The 16,359-nt window shown below is 36.2% G+C and carries 14 protein-coding genes and 1 tRNA gene; 8 read left to right on the forward strand and 7 right to left on the reverse strand.

Going from position 1 to position 16,359, the window contains the following annotated elements:
- Positions 1–146: 146 nt before the first annotated feature.
- The 6 genes from RM706_RS05135 to RM706_RS05160 form a co-directional block, all read right to left on the reverse strand.
- A complete protein-coding gene (locus tag RM706_RS05135) occupies positions 147–914 on the reverse strand; it encodes a UDP-2,3-diacylglucosamine diphosphatase (RefSeq protein WP_311349954.1) in 768 nt (255 codons plus the stop codon).
- A gap of 21 nt (positions 915–935) precedes the next feature.
- Positions 936–2,117, reverse strand: a complete 1,182-nt coding sequence (locus RM706_RS05140; protein WP_311349955.1) for a Gfo/Idh/MocA family protein — start codon at positions 2,115–2,117, stop codon at positions 936–938.
- A 254-nt stretch (positions 2,118–2,371) separates the two neighbouring features.
- Positions 2,372–2,848, reverse strand: coding sequence for a DUF4199 domain-containing protein (locus RM706_RS05145; RefSeq protein ID WP_311349956.1), 477 nt, complete (start codon positions 2,846–2,848; stop codon positions 2,372–2,374).
- Positions 2,849–2,906: 58 nt separating this feature from the next.
- Entirely contained in the window at positions 2,907–3,674 is a 768-nt protein-coding gene (locus RM706_RS05150; RefSeq protein ID WP_311349957.1) for an enoyl-CoA hydratase/isomerase family protein, read from the reverse strand.
- A gap of 28 nt (positions 3,675–3,702) precedes the next feature.
- On the reverse strand, positions 3,703–5,043 hold the full coding sequence (locus tag RM706_RS05155; protein ID WP_311349958.1) for an MATE family efflux transporter: 1,341 nt from the start codon (positions 5,041–5,043) through the stop codon (positions 3,703–3,705).
- 4 nt (positions 5,044–5,047) lie between these two features.
- Positions 5,048–5,548 carry a GNAT family N-acetyltransferase gene (locus RM706_RS05160; RefSeq protein ID WP_311349959.1) on the reverse strand — a complete coding sequence of 167 codons (501 nt, stop codon included), beginning with the start codon at positions 5,546–5,548 and terminating at the stop codon, positions 5,048–5,050.
- 53 nt (positions 5,549–5,601) lie between these two features.
- Between RM706_RS05160 and RM706_RS05165 the strand changes: the two genes are divergently transcribed.
- On the forward strand, positions 5,602–6,399 hold the full coding sequence (locus tag RM706_RS05165) for a universal stress protein (RefSeq protein WP_311349960.1): 798 nt from the start codon (positions 5,602–5,604) through the stop codon (positions 6,397–6,399).
- Between the two features lie 52 nt (positions 6,400–6,451).
- Positions 6,452–6,525: transfer RNA gene (locus RM706_RS05170), tRNA-Ala, on the forward strand.
- Positions 6,526–6,810: 285 nt separating this feature from the next.
- On the opposite strand, the gene RM706_RS05175 is transcribed toward RM706_RS05170, so the two are convergent.
- Positions 6,811–7,155: a hypothetical protein gene (locus tag RM706_RS05175; protein ID WP_311349961.1), complete on the reverse strand. Its 345-nt coding sequence runs from the start codon at positions 7,153–7,155 to the stop codon at positions 6,811–6,813.
- A gap of 438 nt (positions 7,156–7,593) precedes the next feature.
- Between RM706_RS05175 and RM706_RS05180 the strand changes: the two genes are divergently transcribed.
- The 6 genes from RM706_RS05180 to RM706_RS05205 all read left to right on the forward strand — a co-directional run bounded on the left by RM706_RS05180 (position 7,594) and on the right by RM706_RS05205 (position 16,157).
- A complete protein-coding gene (locus RM706_RS05180) occupies positions 7,594–8,145 on the forward strand; it encodes an RNA polymerase sigma factor (RefSeq protein ID WP_311349962.1) in 552 nt (183 codons plus the stop codon).
- 104 nt (positions 8,146–8,249) lie between these two features.
- The gene (locus RM706_RS05185; RefSeq protein WP_311349963.1) at positions 8,250–9,218 is read left to right on the forward strand and encodes a FecR family protein; all 969 of its coding nucleotides are present in this window, start codon (positions 8,250–8,252) and stop codon (positions 9,216–9,218) included.
- Between the two features lie 88 nt (positions 9,219–9,306).
- Complete coding sequence (locus tag RM706_RS05190; RefSeq protein WP_311349964.1) at positions 9,307–12,750, forward strand: SusC/RagA family TonB-linked outer membrane protein; 3,444 nt, start codon at positions 9,307–9,309, stop codon at positions 12,748–12,750.
- Between the two features lie 17 nt (positions 12,751–12,767).
- A complete protein-coding gene (locus RM706_RS05195; protein ID WP_311349965.1) occupies positions 12,768–14,186 on the forward strand; it encodes a RagB/SusD family nutrient uptake outer membrane protein in 1,419 nt (472 codons plus the stop codon).
- A 56-nt stretch (positions 14,187–14,242) separates the two neighbouring features.
- Entirely contained in the window at positions 14,243–15,199 is a 957-nt protein-coding gene (locus RM706_RS05200; protein WP_311349966.1) for a glycerophosphodiester phosphodiesterase family protein, read from the forward strand.
- Between the two features lie 28 nt (positions 15,200–15,227).
- On the forward strand, positions 15,228–16,157 hold the full coding sequence (locus RM706_RS05205; protein ID WP_311349967.1) for a glycerophosphodiester phosphodiesterase family protein: 930 nt from the start codon (positions 15,228–15,230) through the stop codon (positions 16,155–16,157).
- Positions 16,158–16,359: the final 202 nt, after the last annotated feature.

Genomic DNA, 16,359 nt, shown 5'->3' on the forward strand with positions numbered 1-16,359 from the left:
TTTATCGAATAAAGTGCCTTAAACTTTGTTATCATTTTTGATAACTGTAGTTTAGAAATACAGTCCCCCAATCGTAACCAGAAAGGCGAATTCATTTCTCTGGGTCAGCTGTCGAGAGGAGGGCTGTTTTTTAAATAATGAACTGCTTATTTTTCTAATTTCTCCAAGGATAATTTTTCCCCATCAAAAACTGCATAAGTGAAGTAATTGATCCAATCTCCAAGATTTATGTAAGTAGACTTTTCGTTTAGTTTGATTTCTAAAGGAAGGTGTCTGTGTCCGAAAACAAAATAATCATAATGCTGGGTTTCTAATTTTCGTTTGGCATACTGCACCAACCATTCACTTTCTTCACCTAAAAACTTCGCATCTTCATCACCCGAAATCATTTTGTTGCTTACTGACATATATTGCCCCAACCGTACTCCTAAATCAGGATGTAACCAGCGAAACAACCACTTGCTTACTGGGTTTAAAAACACTTTTTTCATTCTTTTAAAGCCCTTATCACCCGGGCCTAAACCATCACCATGACCAATAAAAAAAGAAGTGTTATTAACGCTTATTTGTTGTGGGGTATGAAATACGGGAATATTCAATTCTTTCTCAAAGTATCCGTTCATCCAAAGGTCGTGGTTACCCACAAAATAGGTGATGGCAATTCCTGAATCTGATAGTTCAGCTAACTTGCCTAAGGTTCTTGTAAATCCTTTTGGAACAACTTTTTTGTATTCGAACCAAAAATCAAAAAGATCTCCCATTAAGTAAATAGCCCCTGCATCTTTTTTAATACTATCGAGCCAAGCCACAAATTTTTTCTCTCTGGGCAAGCTATCTTGAGAGGTGGGAGCGCCCAAATGGTTATCACTTGCGAAGTAGACTTTTTTGCCCTTTGGGATTTCAATTTTGCTCATTCTTAGGTAAAAATAACAAACTTAATGCTCAGGTTGGTTGAAAAAAACGTCCCATTCAATTGTTTTGCCTGTCTTAGCGGCCGCTTTGGCAATCTCAAGAATTTGCATGACAACGAGGTTATTCTCAATGGATGAAACACTAAAAGGAGCAATTGGATATTCTTCTTGAACAACCTTATTTAAATAGGCAAAAGGGTCATGAATACCCATTTTCAAATTATTGGCCTTAAAATTGGCTGCTCCTTCATTTTCATTTAAGAGCACTTGCATATCTTGGTCATTTTGGCAAATTACATAACCGGTTTTGCCATAGATTTCCATATCCTTTCGATTATGAGACCAGTTCCACGAAGCTTGAATGAGTACCTGCGAGCTATCATAATTCAAAATAATAGTGGCATCGTCATCAACATTTGGATATTTTTCAGGTTTATAATTTCTAGTTATTGCTGCCACTGATTCAGGTTTTTCGCCTTTTAAAAACCATGTTGCCAAATTCGCGCCGTAACAACCAAAGTCGGTAATTGCGCCCCCACCATTTAAAATAGGGTCGGTTAACCATTCTAAAAACTCTTCATTACAACCTATTTCAATGGGTCCAGGATGACCATGGTGAAAAACCATACGTTGAATCTCACCTATTTCATTTTTTGTGCTTACTCGATTAAAGGCATCATAATTAGAGCCATACCATGAGGTTTCATAATTAGTTAACAAGTGTACATTGTTCACTTTTGCAATTTCAGCCATTTGCTGTGCATGCTCCCAATTTACCGCTAGCGGTTTTTCGACCATAATATGAATCCCTTTTGGCGCAAAGAATTCTACGACTTCTAAATGGTTGTAAATCGTATTAAAAGCGGTGACTGCTTCAGGTTTGATATTCTCATATAATTCTTCCATGGTGTCAAAAACAATATCCATGGAATAACCGTGCTGTTCGCTATACCCTTTGGCAAGTCGCTTATTAGGTTCTACAATACCAACGATTTCAATATCGCCCCATTTTTCGCGGCCCAATATCCAATGTACATGGGTATGTACTAAACCGATAACGGCCACTTTTAGAGGCTTACCTTGATAATAAGTTTGTTCTTTTGGCAGTTCACTTGTCTTTTGATCCTCTAATTCGACTTTGTTTTTACATCCTAAAAAACAAAACAGGCAAACAGAAAGTAACAGCAATAGGGGCCTCATATTCATCTTAATTCTTTTGATAAACAAGATATGAAAATCTTAATATCAAAAAGGGAACTACTATGACTACCTTTTAAACTTTCTATTATTTCTGACACGGGTGAAGATATATATACCAATGACAAATAAGGCCACAATGGGAAGTATTAAATCGCTATTTAAAATTGAAAGTATGTCCATTGGTTATAGATTGGGATTTAAAAGCCTATGGTTGTTTGACGTTAGAATGACCATGACTTAACAACGAAGATTCTTTTGTATTATTTTTTTCTAATAAATAGCGCAACTATGGCTGAGGTAACGATACCCGAACCTAGGCCCCCAAAAGCAGCTAGGATACGATAGCTACTGAAGTTAAAATAGGTTTCTGCATTTTCTTGGGTCATTCCCCCATTTTCGACTGCATGGGTTATAGCATTTTGAAAATAATCAGGAGTGATATATTCATGGGTAATATATTGCGAAAGCGGTGAAAGTATGGCGACTATAACACTGATAATGATACCCGAAACAAAACCCTGGACCCATGTCATTTTCCCTCCTAAATCTTTATTGCGTTTTTCTAATAAGGCAAATACGAAAATTGCAATAGCTATTATAGCGAAGAAATTTGTGTAAATAGCATGTTTGTCAATATGGGTATCATGCCAACCCAAAGCTTTTTCTAATACCATCCATAAAAGACTGGCAATAGTGAAAATAATACCCCATTTAATCTCCGTTGCGAATTTTTTCATTTGTACTAAATTTAGTTTCGGTTAGTTTTTTGATTAGTAGAGGATAAGGTAAGAAATCTTATTTTTTGAATTTCGCTAAGGCTGATTTTGTAGTTTTTGATAAAGCCAATTTTCCTGATTGCTCGGCTCGATGTATTAAAAGCTCAGACCAATGCTCGGTATTTTCCCAAAGTGCTTTTTTCATAACGGAAAGGGCTTCTGGGTTATAACTTGACAGGCTTGAACTATGATATTCCAATGCCTTGTCCATTTCAGAAATAGAATCATAGACCTTGGCAAACAAGCCTTTTTCTTTGGTCCAGTAGGCATTCTTCCACTCCGTAGGATGCAAAGCCATTTCTGCAAGGCCATCTTTACCAATTTTTCGTTCTACGGCTGGAGCGATAACCAGAGGTGCAATACCAATAGAGATTTCAGAAAGTTTAATTGCGGCATCTACAGTGGCATAGACATAATCACATGCTGCTGCCAGGCCCACTCCACCGCCAACAGCTTTGCCTTGTACTCTGCCAATGATAGGCTTAGAGCAAGTGCGCATGGCGTTGATAACATTCGCAAAACCGCTAAAAAAGGCTTTGCCTTCTGCTAAGTTTGAAATGGCCACTAATTCATCAAAGGACGCTCCTGCGCAAAAAGCACGCTCCCCTTCAGATTTTAAGACTAGAATCGAAATTGCTTCGTTTTCAGATAATTTATGAATTTCATCCGTCAGTCTTTGCAACAATTCAGAAGTAAAAGAATTGCTTGCCGGATGGCCAAATTCTATTGTGGCTATTCGGTTTTCAATTTTGGTATAAAGACTTCCGTTAGGTCTATCAGTACCCATTTTGTTCAATTTAATTGATTGCTGAAAGTTACTGGTTTTGCAAGAGGGGGCGAAATTTTCGGCGAAACTTCCAGACCAAGGCACCACCTCTTATGGCCATCCATACTACAAAAGAAATCCAAATGGCATAAAAGCCCCAGCCGAAGTATTTGCCTAAAAATAGTGTAGGGATAAAGCCCAAAAATGTAGCAGAGAGCAGCACATTCCGCAGATATTTCATTTCACCTAAGCCTTTGAAAAGACCATCAAACACAAAAGCCAGTGTGTTCATAGGCAATCCTAAAATCACAATATAGAAGATGCCATAGAAGGTTTGCAAAACGATTGCCTCATTAGAGAAAATACGCCCTAGCGGGTAATAGAAAATGAACCCAAAAGCCATCAAAACCAGACTGACCAGCATTCCATATGCAATGATTTTTTTAGCTAGAGACCAAAGTCCGCCGTAGTCTTTTTCACCCAGCAATTTGCCCCCCATACTGTTTCCAGCGGCTCCATATCCATCAATAAAAAAAGCGGAAAATAACCATAAATTGATAGCGATAGTATGGGCCCCAATAAATCGATCTCCGAGGGCTGTTGCTTCTCGAACGGCTATGATCAGTGCGGCGTTTAAGGCCAAAGCTCGCACAAATAAATTTAAACTCATAAAAATCAATCTTTTCAACTCTTTATTGAATGGAAATCGAAGTTTTAAGCTGATATCGGTTTTAGAGCGAAGTAGAAAGAAAACTAGAATAGCCATAACGCCTTGCGAAATCAAACTCGCCCAGGCCGCACCTTCTAAATACATTGCCGGAATAAGTCCATTAATACCGTACACCATTATAAAATCAAGAATGATATTAAGTACTGCACCTATTATGGCAATGACCATAGGATAATAGGTATTTTGCAGGCCTCTAAAAATGCCAAAAACGGCAAACGTGAACAGGGTTAACGGAAACCCCCAAACACGAATAGAATAATACGAAACGCAGTATTCCAAAATCTTACCAGAGGCTTCAAACAACATAAAAATATCTTCAACTATAAAAATGGTACTTCCCAAAATAATTAAGCTGAGGGTAATATTTAGAGCTATAGCTTGCGCCGGTAAGTTCGCCACTTCTTTGATTTTACCTGCACCTAAATATTGTGAAATTATTGCCGAAATGGCACTTCGGGTTTGTCCAAGTACCCAAATGAGCATGGATAAGAAAGAGCCCACAATGCCTGCTGCTGCTAAAGATTCTAATCCATCAACCGGAATATTACCTACAATTGCTGTGTCAGTAATGGATAGAATTGGCTCTGCAATACCTGAAATAGTTGCCGGAATCGCCAACCGATTGATGTTTTTAAAAGTAACAGCGGTTTTGGTTATCATTGGGCTACAAAACTAGTTCATAGCAATGAAAAGGATGAGTGCTTTGTTTAGGAAAAAAGATATCCCCTAATCTTTTATATCCTCTTGTTTCATAAAATTGTTGATTGCGCTTGTTCTGAGAAAAGGTGTCAAGTCTAATAGAGCTGTAGTCATTTTCTTTAGCAAAGTGTTCTGCAAAATCCATTAACTTTTGAGCATAGCCTTTGCCCTGAAATTTTGGATGGACACCTAAGCGATGGATATAAATATTGTTCTTATTTTTAGTCAACCACTCGACCGGAACATATTCTTCATCCATTAAAGTAGAAATTACAATTATTCCTATAATTTTTTCTTCTTTGACTAAAACAAAAAGCTCATCTCGCTTTAAATCATTTAAAAAAACCTGTTCAGAAGGGTAGTGGTCATTCCATTGAAAAATGCCTTTTTGCTCCATAACGGCAGCGCAGGCCCTTGTTATTGTTAGAATATCACTTATTTCAGATAACTTTGCACGTCGTATCATGAATTGATTTCGATTAAATTGTAAATTTAGAGTATAATACTAATAACCAGACCATGAACAATATTTTGGTACCGCTGGGCACAGCGCCGGACTCACATGAAACTTTAAAATATGCCATAGATTTTGCCGCTGACTTTGGGGCAAGTGTATTTATTATGGATGTATTCGTAGTAAGCACAGGAGCGGGCAGTTTAGGCAATGTGACAGAAAAAGTAACTAGTACTAGCCGAGAAAAAATTAAAGAATTAGTCTCAAACATAGACACTAAGGGAGTAGATGTGAAAATTGCTTCTTATAATGGGGACATTATTGATGGGCTTAAAGAGATAACTAAAGAACTTGAAATTGATTTGATTATTATCGCCCCTAGAAGTAATGATATTAATGAGGAATTGTATTTAGGTAATACCTCGGGGCGTATTATCAAGCAAACTGATATTCCCACGCTGATTGTTCCAAAGGCTACCTCGTATAAGCCTATTGAGAGTATTTTAACTGCGTTTAAATCTGGGATTTTAAAACGCAGCAAGATATTGTATCCATTGGTAAGTATAATGCGCAAGAATAAGGCAACTGTAAACCTTTTACTTGTAAAAACTCCTGGTTATAAAGAAGAAGATTTACAAATAAATACGGCATTATTAGATGTAAGTAGAAACCTCATCATTTCTGAAAACCCAACTACTTACCTTGGTGTTTTGGAACATTTACATGATAAGAATCCAGATATGCTTTGTGTGTTCAGAAGAAAACGAGGTTTTTTCAAAAAGCTTTGGGAGAAAAGCACTGTTCCCAAAGCGGAGTTTTATGCCACTGTTCCGGTATTGGTTCTTAGTGCCAAAAAGGACTGATTTTCATAGTATTTTGAAATTGGGCTAAAAAGTATTTCCTTTGCCCATTCTTGGGGGATTAGCTCAGCTGGCTAGAGCGCTTGCCTGGCAGGCAAGAGGTCACCGGTTCGACTCCGGTATTCTCCACATTAAGCAGAAAAGCTGTGCGTATACGCACAGCTTTTCTTATGCAAAAATTAAAAAATTCATTTTTGAAATTTTTGTAAAAAATAGCACTATGCAGTTGCTTTTCTATTTACAGAAGTGCGATAAAAAGGAGGAACATCGTTACTCCGGTATTCTCTTATTACAAAAAACCTCAACTAATTATTAATCAATTTGTTGGGGTTTTCTCCATTTATATTTTACCCTCAAAAAGATTTGTCGTTTGGCGCATGAACATGAGAAGAAGTACATTAGTGTTGCTATTTATTATTCTTCTGAAATTGCCCCTATTACATCCTTAATACATTTTTGTCGACAGGCTCTCACTCTGTTGATTTCCCTCCATATCGCATCGTCAGACTCTTCATCATAGTTCAGTTGGCATGACTTAAGAGCATTTCTATAAACTATCTCCTCCGGTATGATACAACCCCGATATCCAGAAAGATCATTTAAGTTCAGCCCATAACATCGTTCCATTTGCACACTAAATGCATTGTAAGCGATGGTTTGACATTCTGAAAGATTGTTCTGCGCGCCTTTAAGAATGCCATCGAAGTCTAGGACGCAGGCTTCTTGACATTTGTTAATAGCATCTAGCGAATAATTCACCGTTTGTTTGTTGTTGTCCTTGCAAGAACATAGCACTATAAATAAAGCTAATAAACTGATTTTTTGTACCATAACTTCAAATTTAACAAGAAGTAAGTTAGTCATTTTTCAACTAACGACCTCAGTTTTTCAAGCCCTAAAGAACCTAACGATTTTTTGAAAACCGCTCGACTACTAAAACAGTTTCAGGAACTGGCCTTTTAAGGAATAGGTTTGAGAAGAAGTGTTTTTGCTATTATTTGAGGAAGCGAATTAAAATTGTAGGATGAAAATATTCTATTTTGCATGTGATATTATTCAAATATTTCTTTGAAAAACAGGATGTTTATTATCTCCTTTTACCTCTTATTAATTAAAGGTTATATTTAGAATTAAGAAAGACAAAACATTTTTTTTTGAGTACTTTGGTTTTACATTAAAGTAGAATAAATCTCTTAGATGTTAAAGAAACAACTTTTCATAAGACTTAAAAAATCGGATGAAATAGCTTTTAAAAAGTTGTTTGAAATGTACTATCCTAAAGTCAAATCCTTTCTTGTTGCCTCTAATTTGCAAAAAGATTTAGATGATATTCTTCAAGAAACATTCATCATTATTTGGAATAAGCGAGAAAATATAGATTTAGAGAAATCCTTTGATTCTTACATTTTTACCATTGCAAAAAATCTTGCTTTAAAGAACTTACGAAAACAAATCATTGGTGATATTGAATCTTTAAAAATTGAAGTAAAAGATTCTACTATTCCTGTAGATAAAATGCTGGATATTCGACTCTACGATAAAAAGATAAGATCTTCAATTGCTAATTTACCGCCACAATCAAGAACTGTATTTCAAATGAAACGCTATGAAGGGTTGACCACCAAAGAAGTAGCACAAAAAATGGGTATTTCACCTAAGACAGTTGAAAATTATATGAATTCCGCCTTGTCTTCACTCAAAAAAGAATTGCGATATCTGGCCAGTCTTATCCTATTATTTCTTCAATAAGCATCGTTAACAACAAAAATATATTTTCATAACGTTTTGACAACATGTTCCTCTAGGGTGCAAATACCTCAATTTAGATATATCTATAAAGTAGATTATAATTTATGACGTCCATCAAAAATATTTGGAACAAGTACAAGAAAGGAACAGCAACTTCTAAAGAAAAAGCAGAGCTTTTGGAAGCTCTTAATAAAAATGATGCTGATTTTGAAGAAGTTTTGCATGCAAATTGGAAAAAATCAAATTCAATTAAGGTAAGTAATAAAGAAAAAAATGTTGCATGGAATAAGCTCGCTGATACAATTGGTATTAGAAAACGCAGTGTTATTAGACTATATCAATATGGAGCTGCGGCAGGTTTGGCTGCATTAATTGCATTGTCTGTTTTCTTGTATTCAGCCACTAACAATATTGTAGAGGTGCAAGTCACATCCGGTGAACAAATAAAACAAGTGCTCTTGCCTGATGGTTCGAAAGTTTGGGTCAATCATGGTTCATCTATTTCCTATCCAAAAAAATTCGAATCAGAATCAAGAAATCTAGTTTTAGAAGGGAATGCTTTTTTTGAGGTTGAAAAAAACCCATCAAAGCCTTTTACTGTTGAAACTGATGGGCTTTTGGTTAAAGTACTCGGAACATCATTTGACATATCCAATTTTAAAGATGAACCTTCTACTGTTTCAGTCAAAAGTGGAAAAGTGGAGGTTTCACATATTGCTTCCGATTCTAAAATTACTCTAGTTAAAGGTGAGCAATCCAATTATGATTTAAAGCTCGGTAACTTGGTAAAAACCGCTTTCGATTCAATGTCAATCATGGCATGGAGAAATGACACGTTACACTTTGAGAACCTAGAATTGGGTCAGGCTATTAGGCAGATAGAACGGAAATATGGCGTGCGTATTCTTTGCTCAAATTCTGAACTTCTTAAAACTAAAATTAGGGCAAGCTATAAAAGTGAATCATTAGATACAGTGCTTACAGATTTGGCTTTTATGACTGACTTTGATTTTGATAAAAATGAAAAAAATAACGAGATCACACTAAAACCCAACTACATGAACAAGAACTGAAAAATGAAAAAAGGGTTGAAACCAGTGCAATGGTCCCAACCCACAAAAAGAAATTTACTAAAGCAAATAAATCTCTAATTACAAACATATGAAAACCAACAAATATGGCAAACAACGGTTTGCTATTTACAAACTCTTTATAACAGTACTTCTTTTCAGTATTTCATTACATGCCCAAGCAAATAATTTTGAAAATATCAAAATTAGTATTGAAGCTGAAAACAAGAAAATAGATGAAATATTTAAAAACATAGAAGAAAAAACGCCATTCTCATTTCGCTATTCTAACGATATTTTGGAGAACCAACTCGAATTCTCATTTAACTACAAAGACGTTCTTCTCAAAACAGTTTTGGATGATATAGGCAAGAAAGCTAATCTGGTTTACAAAATTTCAGACACTAACATTTCTGTAAAAAAATCAATGCAACAACGTTTCATTATGGGGAGTGTCCTAGATGAATCAGGGGCTCCAATACCTGGTGCCACCGTTCTTGTAAAAGGCAGTGATACAGGAGTTGTAACCGATTTTGATGGTAAGTTCAGTATACAGGCCTCTATAGGTGATGTGCTTGTTTTTTCTTATTTAGGCTTTACTACAACAGAAGTTTCTATTGGTGATCAGACAGAATTGACCGTTACTTTAACAGAGAATGTGGATAAATTACAGGAGGTTATTGTTTATGGTTATGGTACAGGAACAAAAGAAAAATTTAATGGAGCTGTTTCAAAAGTAGAAACCGAGAAACTGAATAACTTTTCTTCTGCTAATTTTGAGCAAGCCCTGGCTGGTAATATTGCAGGTGTGCAAGTTGTTGGTAATGGAAAGAACCCTGGTGAAAATTCAGTTATTCAGATTCGAGGTTTGAATACATTAACAGCTGGCACTAATCCATTAATTGTTGTTGATGGCAATCCACTTTCTGAAGGTTCTTCTTTTAGTTCAATCAGTACTCAAGATATTGAGTCCATAAACATCTTAAAAGATGCTGCTTCGGCTGCAATATATGGTTCAAGGGCCTCCAATGGGGTAATTTTGATTACTACAAAAAAAGGTCGCAAAGGAAACTTAAAAGTTACTTATGATACTTATTACGGTTTCCAAGACCGAATAGATAACTTCGCATTGGCTGATGCGTTTGATACGGCACTTTTTGATCTTGATGCTCGTAATTTTGGTTATGTTTCAGGTGGTTCTGGAAGAAGTGTCAATGACGATAATGCCACACGTGATGCTAATGGTGGTGGAAAACGTAGTAGAGTACAACCTTTTCTACAAGACTATATAAATGGTCAATCTGGTTTAACCAATACCAATTGGACAGATGCGGTCTTTAGAACAGCTAGCCAACAGAACCATTATATTAATTTGAGCGGAGGTACCGAAAAAACAGATTATTCTGTGTCTTTCGGTTATCTAGATCAGGAAAATATTATCATCAGTTCTGATTATAAGCGTTACACGACCAATTTTCAGTTGAATACGCAGGTCAGCGATAGAATTCGTTTTGGTATAACCTCCAATATCTCCTTGGTTAACTCAAACCCAACTGGTGAAAGAGGTTGGTCTTCGCATGAAACAGGGGTAAACAGACAACCCGATCCCGCATATGCTATTGTACTTATGCATCCGTATTATCCAATTTATAATGCGGACGGTTCTTTTGCCATTGCGAATCAAATAGATGATAACAATGATAATTGGGATGGTCCAATATCTGAAAACGTCGTTGCAAAGGCAGAACTAACAGATTTTTTTGAACGCCGTCTTAGAGTTTTTGGAAACACTTATGTGGAATTTGATATCTGGGACGGTATTCGTTTCAAAACTTCATTTGGAGGGGATTACAATACTATTTTTTCAGAATTCTTTGCTCCTTCCAATATTGGGAACTACAGAACCCCAGTTGAAAATAATCTAGCAATTGCATTTGAAAATAATGATAGAAGGGAAAATTACATTACCGAAAATCTATTGACTTATAATAATACTTTTGGAAAGCACACAATTGACGCTCTATTTGGATTCAGTTATCAGCAAGAAAGCTTTTTTAGGACACGTTTAGAAAGCAACAATTTTGCTGATGACAACCTTCGAAATATTGCTGGAGCTACCAATCCTTCCTCTGAAGTAGCTAGAAGTAAATGGGCTCTAACTTCTTATTTCAGTAGACTGCAATATGACTACGATGGCAGATATTTAATATCTGGTTCTTTGAGAAGAGATGGCTCTTCAAGATTTGGAGCAAATACTAAGTTCGGTAATTTCGCTTCCCTTTCTGGTGGTTGGGTTTTGAGCAATGAAACTTTTTTTCCAGAAGACAGGTTAGTAAGCTTTGCTAAGCTAAGAGCTAGTTGGGGGCAAACAGGAAATAATCAAATTGGTGATTTTGCCGCAATTGCACTTGTAGAACCTGACAACTATGTTATTGATAACCAATTGGTTTCGGGCTCATTCACAAGAACTTCTCCAAACCCTGATCTTTCTTGGGAAACCAATACTGCCCTGAACTTAGGTCTAGATTTAGGTTTCTTAAACAATAAGCTGTTCTTAACCGCAGAATACTACAACTCAAAAACAACAGATCTTCTTTTGGACGTCCCAGTTCCACAACAATCGGGGTTTTCGCAATCATTGCAGAACATAGGTGAATTGGAGAATAGGGGCTTTGAATTTGAAGTACGCGGAAGCAATTTTAAAATTGGTGACTTCGCATTAGGTTTTAATGCCAACCTTACAACCAATAAAAATGAAGTTATAGCGCTGGGTGAAGGACAAGACCAGATTATTACCAGTAATGGTGGTATGGGTTTTTTAACTAAAGTTGGTGGTAGTATCGCCGAGTTTTATACTTACGATATTGTTGGGGTTTACAGAACGCAAGAACAATTAGATGCTGAAACCATTTCTCCTTTAGCAGGAACCGAGGTTGGAGACTACGTAGTCAGAGATGTAAATGGTGATGGAGAAATTACCCCAGATGATAGAACTACATTGGGACAATACAATCCAGAATTCACTTATGGTTTTGGCATCAACTTAAATTATAAGGGCTTTGATTTTAATGCGCAATTTACAGGTATTGAAGGAAGAAAAGTAACTGATAATATGCTTTATGATGCGGAGAGTGGAGAAGGCTTCTTTGTTCCAACCCAGTATTATGTTGACAATTATTTTAACGATAGAAATCCTGATGGATTTTTCAGAAGGCCTGATTTCTCAAGTTTCTCTTCAGCGGGTAGGCTAACTCGAGCGTCAAGCTTGTCTGTTTATGATGCTGATTATTTCAGATTACGAAGTGTTCAACTTGGATACAATTTCCAGCCAGTAATAACCGATTACCTAGGTATTAATTCCCTAAGACTCTATATGACAGGAAACAATATTTTCAATATAACGAATTATAGAGGATACAATTCTGACGGTATTACGGCTACCAGTAACGAATCTCAAACCTTAACAAGAGGATTTATAAATTCTACCAGTCCATTAACTCGATTTGTGGCCCTTGGATTAAACGTTAAATTTTAAATCAAAAGATTGATAAAATGAAAATTTATAAATACATATTCTTATTGACGACAGTTTCACTAAGTTTTATTGCTTGTGAAGACGAATTAGATATTATTCCTATAACAGAAAAATCTGCAAACAGCTTTTTTTCCAATGAGGCTGAAATTGAAAGTGCTATAATTGGTGCCTATGGACAATTGCAAAACAATGGGTTATATGGTCTTGATTTAATTGGAGTTGGAGAAATTTCTGCAGAAGACACTTTTGAAGAAATCGCAGCAAATGACGGAGGCCGTTTTGGCCAGTTAGATGATTTTTCTACCAATGCTGGCAATGACTTAGTTGGGGACATTTGGAGAGAATCTTATGAAGGTATTCAACGCGTAAACGTAGTTTTAAATAGAATTACTGATATCGAGTTTGAAGATGCTTCTCTAAAAACCAATCGTATTGGAGAAATGAAGTTTATTCGTGCTTTACTTTACTACAATCTAGTTCGCTTGTATGGAGATGTACCGTTAGTTGTAGAAGAAACGGAAAGCCCTTTTGACTTTTTTGGTCAAGGTCGTACCCCATCAACAGAAGTCTATGCCCAGATAGAGCTAGATTTAACGGAAGCAACTCAAGATTTACCAACTACAAAGGCTCCTGGAAGGCCTGCTAATGGGGCAGCAAGGGCTTTACTTGCTGATGTACAGATGACTCAGGGTAATTTTTCTACTGCACTAGCAAATTTAGAAGCTGTAGTAAATTCAGGGGAATATGAGTTGATGCCTACCACTTCTGATATTTTTGGAGTGGCAAATGAAGGAAATCCAGAAATTCTTTTTGAAATTCAGTATGCAAGTGGATTTAATGCTGACGGAAGTGACGAAGGAAGTTCAGCTGGGTCTCAGTTCAGACCTTCTGGAACAACTGCAAATGCAAAAGGTCACAATTTGCCAACTCAAGCTTTCATTGATTCTTTTGAAGCTGGTGACACCAGACTTGATGATTACGTTACGGTAGACCCTGATGCCAACCCTTTTTACTTCTTAACAAAGTACGAGGTTTCAGCAACTGGTGCTGATGATGGGGGTAGTGATCACCTAATCATTCGCTTCGCAGATGTAGTATTGAAATATGCGGAAGCATTGAATGAGAATAACCAAACTGCTGAAGCAATCACGCAATTAAATAGCATTCGTTCCAGAGCTGGATTAGCCGAAACAACGGCAACTAGCCAGGCCGATGTAAGAGCAGCTATTAGACAAGAACGCAGATTTGAATTCATTGGTGAAGGTAAAAGGTGGTTTGACCTCAAGCGTTATGGTACTGCTGTAGAAGTAATGAACGCTTTTTTTGGAAGTACCGGAGCAAACGTAACCATTGACAATAACAATTTGGTTTTGCCTATTCCGCAAAGTCAAATTGATACTGATCCTGATTTTATAGAACAAAACCCTGGGTATTAGATTTAAAACAAAAAAGGGCGGTTCATCTAAAATCGCCCTTTTTTAAAACTTAAGCAATGAAACATCCAATATCCATAATTTTCTTTTTGTGCTTCTTGACTTTTTCCTCTTGTAAAAAGGAAGTTAAATCAAGTCAAATTACACAAATTAGGGAAGAGGTAACTAAAACTGAAAAAACTGTTGCCCCAATAGCTGCACTTATATCAAATTTAGAAGATTCAAAAGATAATCAGGTTATCGTGGTCGCACATAGGGGAGATTGGAGAAATGCCCCAGAAAATTCACTTCAGGCTATTGAAAACTGCATTAAAATGGGTGTAGATATGGTTGAGATTGATATCCGTGAGACCAAGGATGGACAATTAGTATTAATGCACGATGAAACTATTGATAGAACAACAACCGGTTCTGGAAAGATCTCTGACCTTACTTGGGAATATCTACAGACATTACAATTGAGAGATGGTATTGGGCATGAAACCCCTCATAAAATACCCACCTTAGAAGAGGCTTTGAACTTATGCAAAGACAAAATCTTGGTTAACCTTGATAAAAGCTACTCCATTTTTGATAAATGTTTCCAAATCATTGAAAAGACGGGAACTCAAAACCAAGTAGTTATCAAAGGAGCTATTCCTTATCAACAAGTAAAAAGCGAATTTGGCACCTATTTGGATAACGTGTTTTTTATGCCAATCGTCCGTCTTAAAGAACCTAATTCTAGAGAAATAGTAGATAGTTATTTAGACAGTCTTCAACCTGTGGCATTTGAATTTACTGTTCCTCAAGACACCATAAAAATGATTGAATATTTTGATGACATCCGCGAAGCAGGTTCCTCTGTATGGGTAAATTCTTTATGGCCACCACACAATGGAGGCCATGATGATGAAAAGGCAGTTCTAGACCCTACTATCTACGATTGGTTTATTGAAAATGATATTGATATCATTCAGACGGATAGGCCAAAACTACTTATAGAATATTTAAGAAGTAAAGAATTACACAAATAATAATACAAGCTTATAAATCGGTTTAACCATGAAAAAATATTTTAAAAGAGTTATCCTTATCGGTTTGCTGCTTATCGGTTTCTTGCTTAAAGGACAAACTGATTCGACTAGGACTTCTATAATTTTAGATCATTTAAAAAACCCTTCAAAAGATTACATTCTAGCTGTCTCCCATAGAGGAGATTGGAGATACGCCCCTGAGAATAGTTTACCTGCCATTCAACGGTGTGTTGATTTGGGTGTGGATATTGTTGAAATAGATGTGAGACTAACTAAAGATGGACATTTGGTGGCTATGCACGACAAAACTGTTGACCGCACGACCAACGGAAAAGGCAAGGTAAATGACCTAACTTTAGAAGAGATAAAATTACTTCGTCTTAAAAATGCTTGTGGTGCTAGAGGTTCTAGAATACAAGTGCCTACTTTGGAAGAGATAATGAATTTGACCAAAGATAAAATTATGATCAATCTTGATAAGGTGGAAGGAGAAACAGTTAAAGAGGCTTATGCTATACTAAAGAAAACAAATACAGTTAATCAAGCAATTTTCAAAGGAAGGGAGACTGTACAGTTCATGAGGTCCAAATATGGTGATTTGTTAGATTCTATTGTTTACATGCCTATTTTAATTGATAATACAGAGAATCCTGTAAAATTTGTTGAAGATTATAATAAGAATCTATCTCCCTTTGCGTATGAAGTGACTTTTGAAACAGAGAGTTCTAAAAATTTCAAACAAATTGCAATGTTGAAGAGAGAGGGTGTTTTTGTGCTCAACATTGCCTTATGGGATGCTTTGGTGGCAGGACACACCGATGAAATGAGCCTATTGGAAGGACCAGATAACTCATGGGGATGGTTAATAGAAAATGGTGCTAATGGAATAATGACGGATAGGCCAGAGGAACTATTATCCTATTTAAAATTGAAAGGATTTAGAAAATTAAAAGAGTAAAAGTTAAGTAGTTTAGTTTCATAATTTGAGTTGTTTAGTTTGAGTTAGTTTAAGCGAAAAGGCGCAATCATTAAGGTTGCGTCTTTTTTGTCTGGTAAGTTAAAAAGTATGTACTTAACAGCCTTAAATAAACTAAAAAAATACCTACTTCTATTAGGATGTGATTTTTTATTCTTAACGTTTTGTCCGATTAAATAAGTCT

The sequence above is a fragment of the Croceitalea rosinachiae genome (assembly GCF_031846445.1).
Classification (GTDB): domain Bacteria; phylum Bacteroidota; class Bacteroidia; order Flavobacteriales; family Flavobacteriaceae; genus Croceitalea; species Croceitalea rosinachiae.

Bases quoted from the DNA above. Each gene is read 5' to 3' on its own strand.
- RM706_RS05185 (WP_311349963.1), top strand. From the start codon at position 8,250: ATGACGTCCATCAAAAATATTTGGAACAAGTACAAGAAAGGAACAGCA.
- RM706_RS05150 (WP_311349957.1), bottom strand. From the start codon at position 3,674: ATGGGTACTGATAGACCTAACGGAAGTCTTTATACCAAAATTGAAAAC.
- RM706_RS05135 (WP_311349954.1), bottom strand. From the start codon at position 914: ATGAGCAAAATTGAAATCCCAAAGGGCAAAAAAGTCTACTTCGCAAGT.
- RM706_RS05140 (WP_311349955.1), bottom strand. From the start codon at position 2,117: ATGAATATGAGGCCCCTATTGCTGTTACTTTCTGTTTGCCTGTTTTGT.
- RM706_RS05195 (WP_311349965.1), top strand. From the start codon at position 12,768: ATGAAAATTTATAAATACATATTCTTATTGACGACAGTTTCACTAAGT.
- RM706_RS05200 (WP_311349966.1), top strand. From the start codon at position 14,243: ATGAAACATCCAATATCCATAATTTTCTTTTTGTGCTTCTTGACTTTT.
- RM706_RS05155 (WP_311349958.1), bottom strand. From the start codon at position 5,043: ATGATAACCAAAACCGCTGTTACTTTTAAAAACATCAATCGGTTGGCG.
- RM706_RS05205 (WP_311349967.1), top strand. From the start codon at position 15,228: ATGAAAAAATATTTTAAAAGAGTTATCCTTATCGGTTTGCTGCTTATC.
- RM706_RS05145 (WP_311349956.1), bottom strand. From the start codon at position 2,848: ATGAAAAAATTCGCAACGGAGATTAAATGGGGTATTATTTTCACTATT.
- RM706_RS05180 (WP_311349962.1), top strand. From the start codon at position 7,594: ATGTTAAAGAAACAACTTTTCATAAGACTTAAAAAATCGGATGAAATA.
- RM706_RS05190 (WP_311349964.1), top strand. From the start codon at position 9,307: ATGAAAACCAACAAATATGGCAAACAACGGTTTGCTATTTACAAACTC.
- RM706_RS05165 (WP_311349960.1), top strand. From the start codon at position 5,602: ATGAACAATATTTTGGTACCGCTGGGCACAGCGCCGGACTCACATGAA.
- RM706_RS05160 (WP_311349959.1), bottom strand. From the start codon at position 5,548: ATGATACGACGTGCAAAGTTATCTGAAATAAGTGATATTCTAACAATA.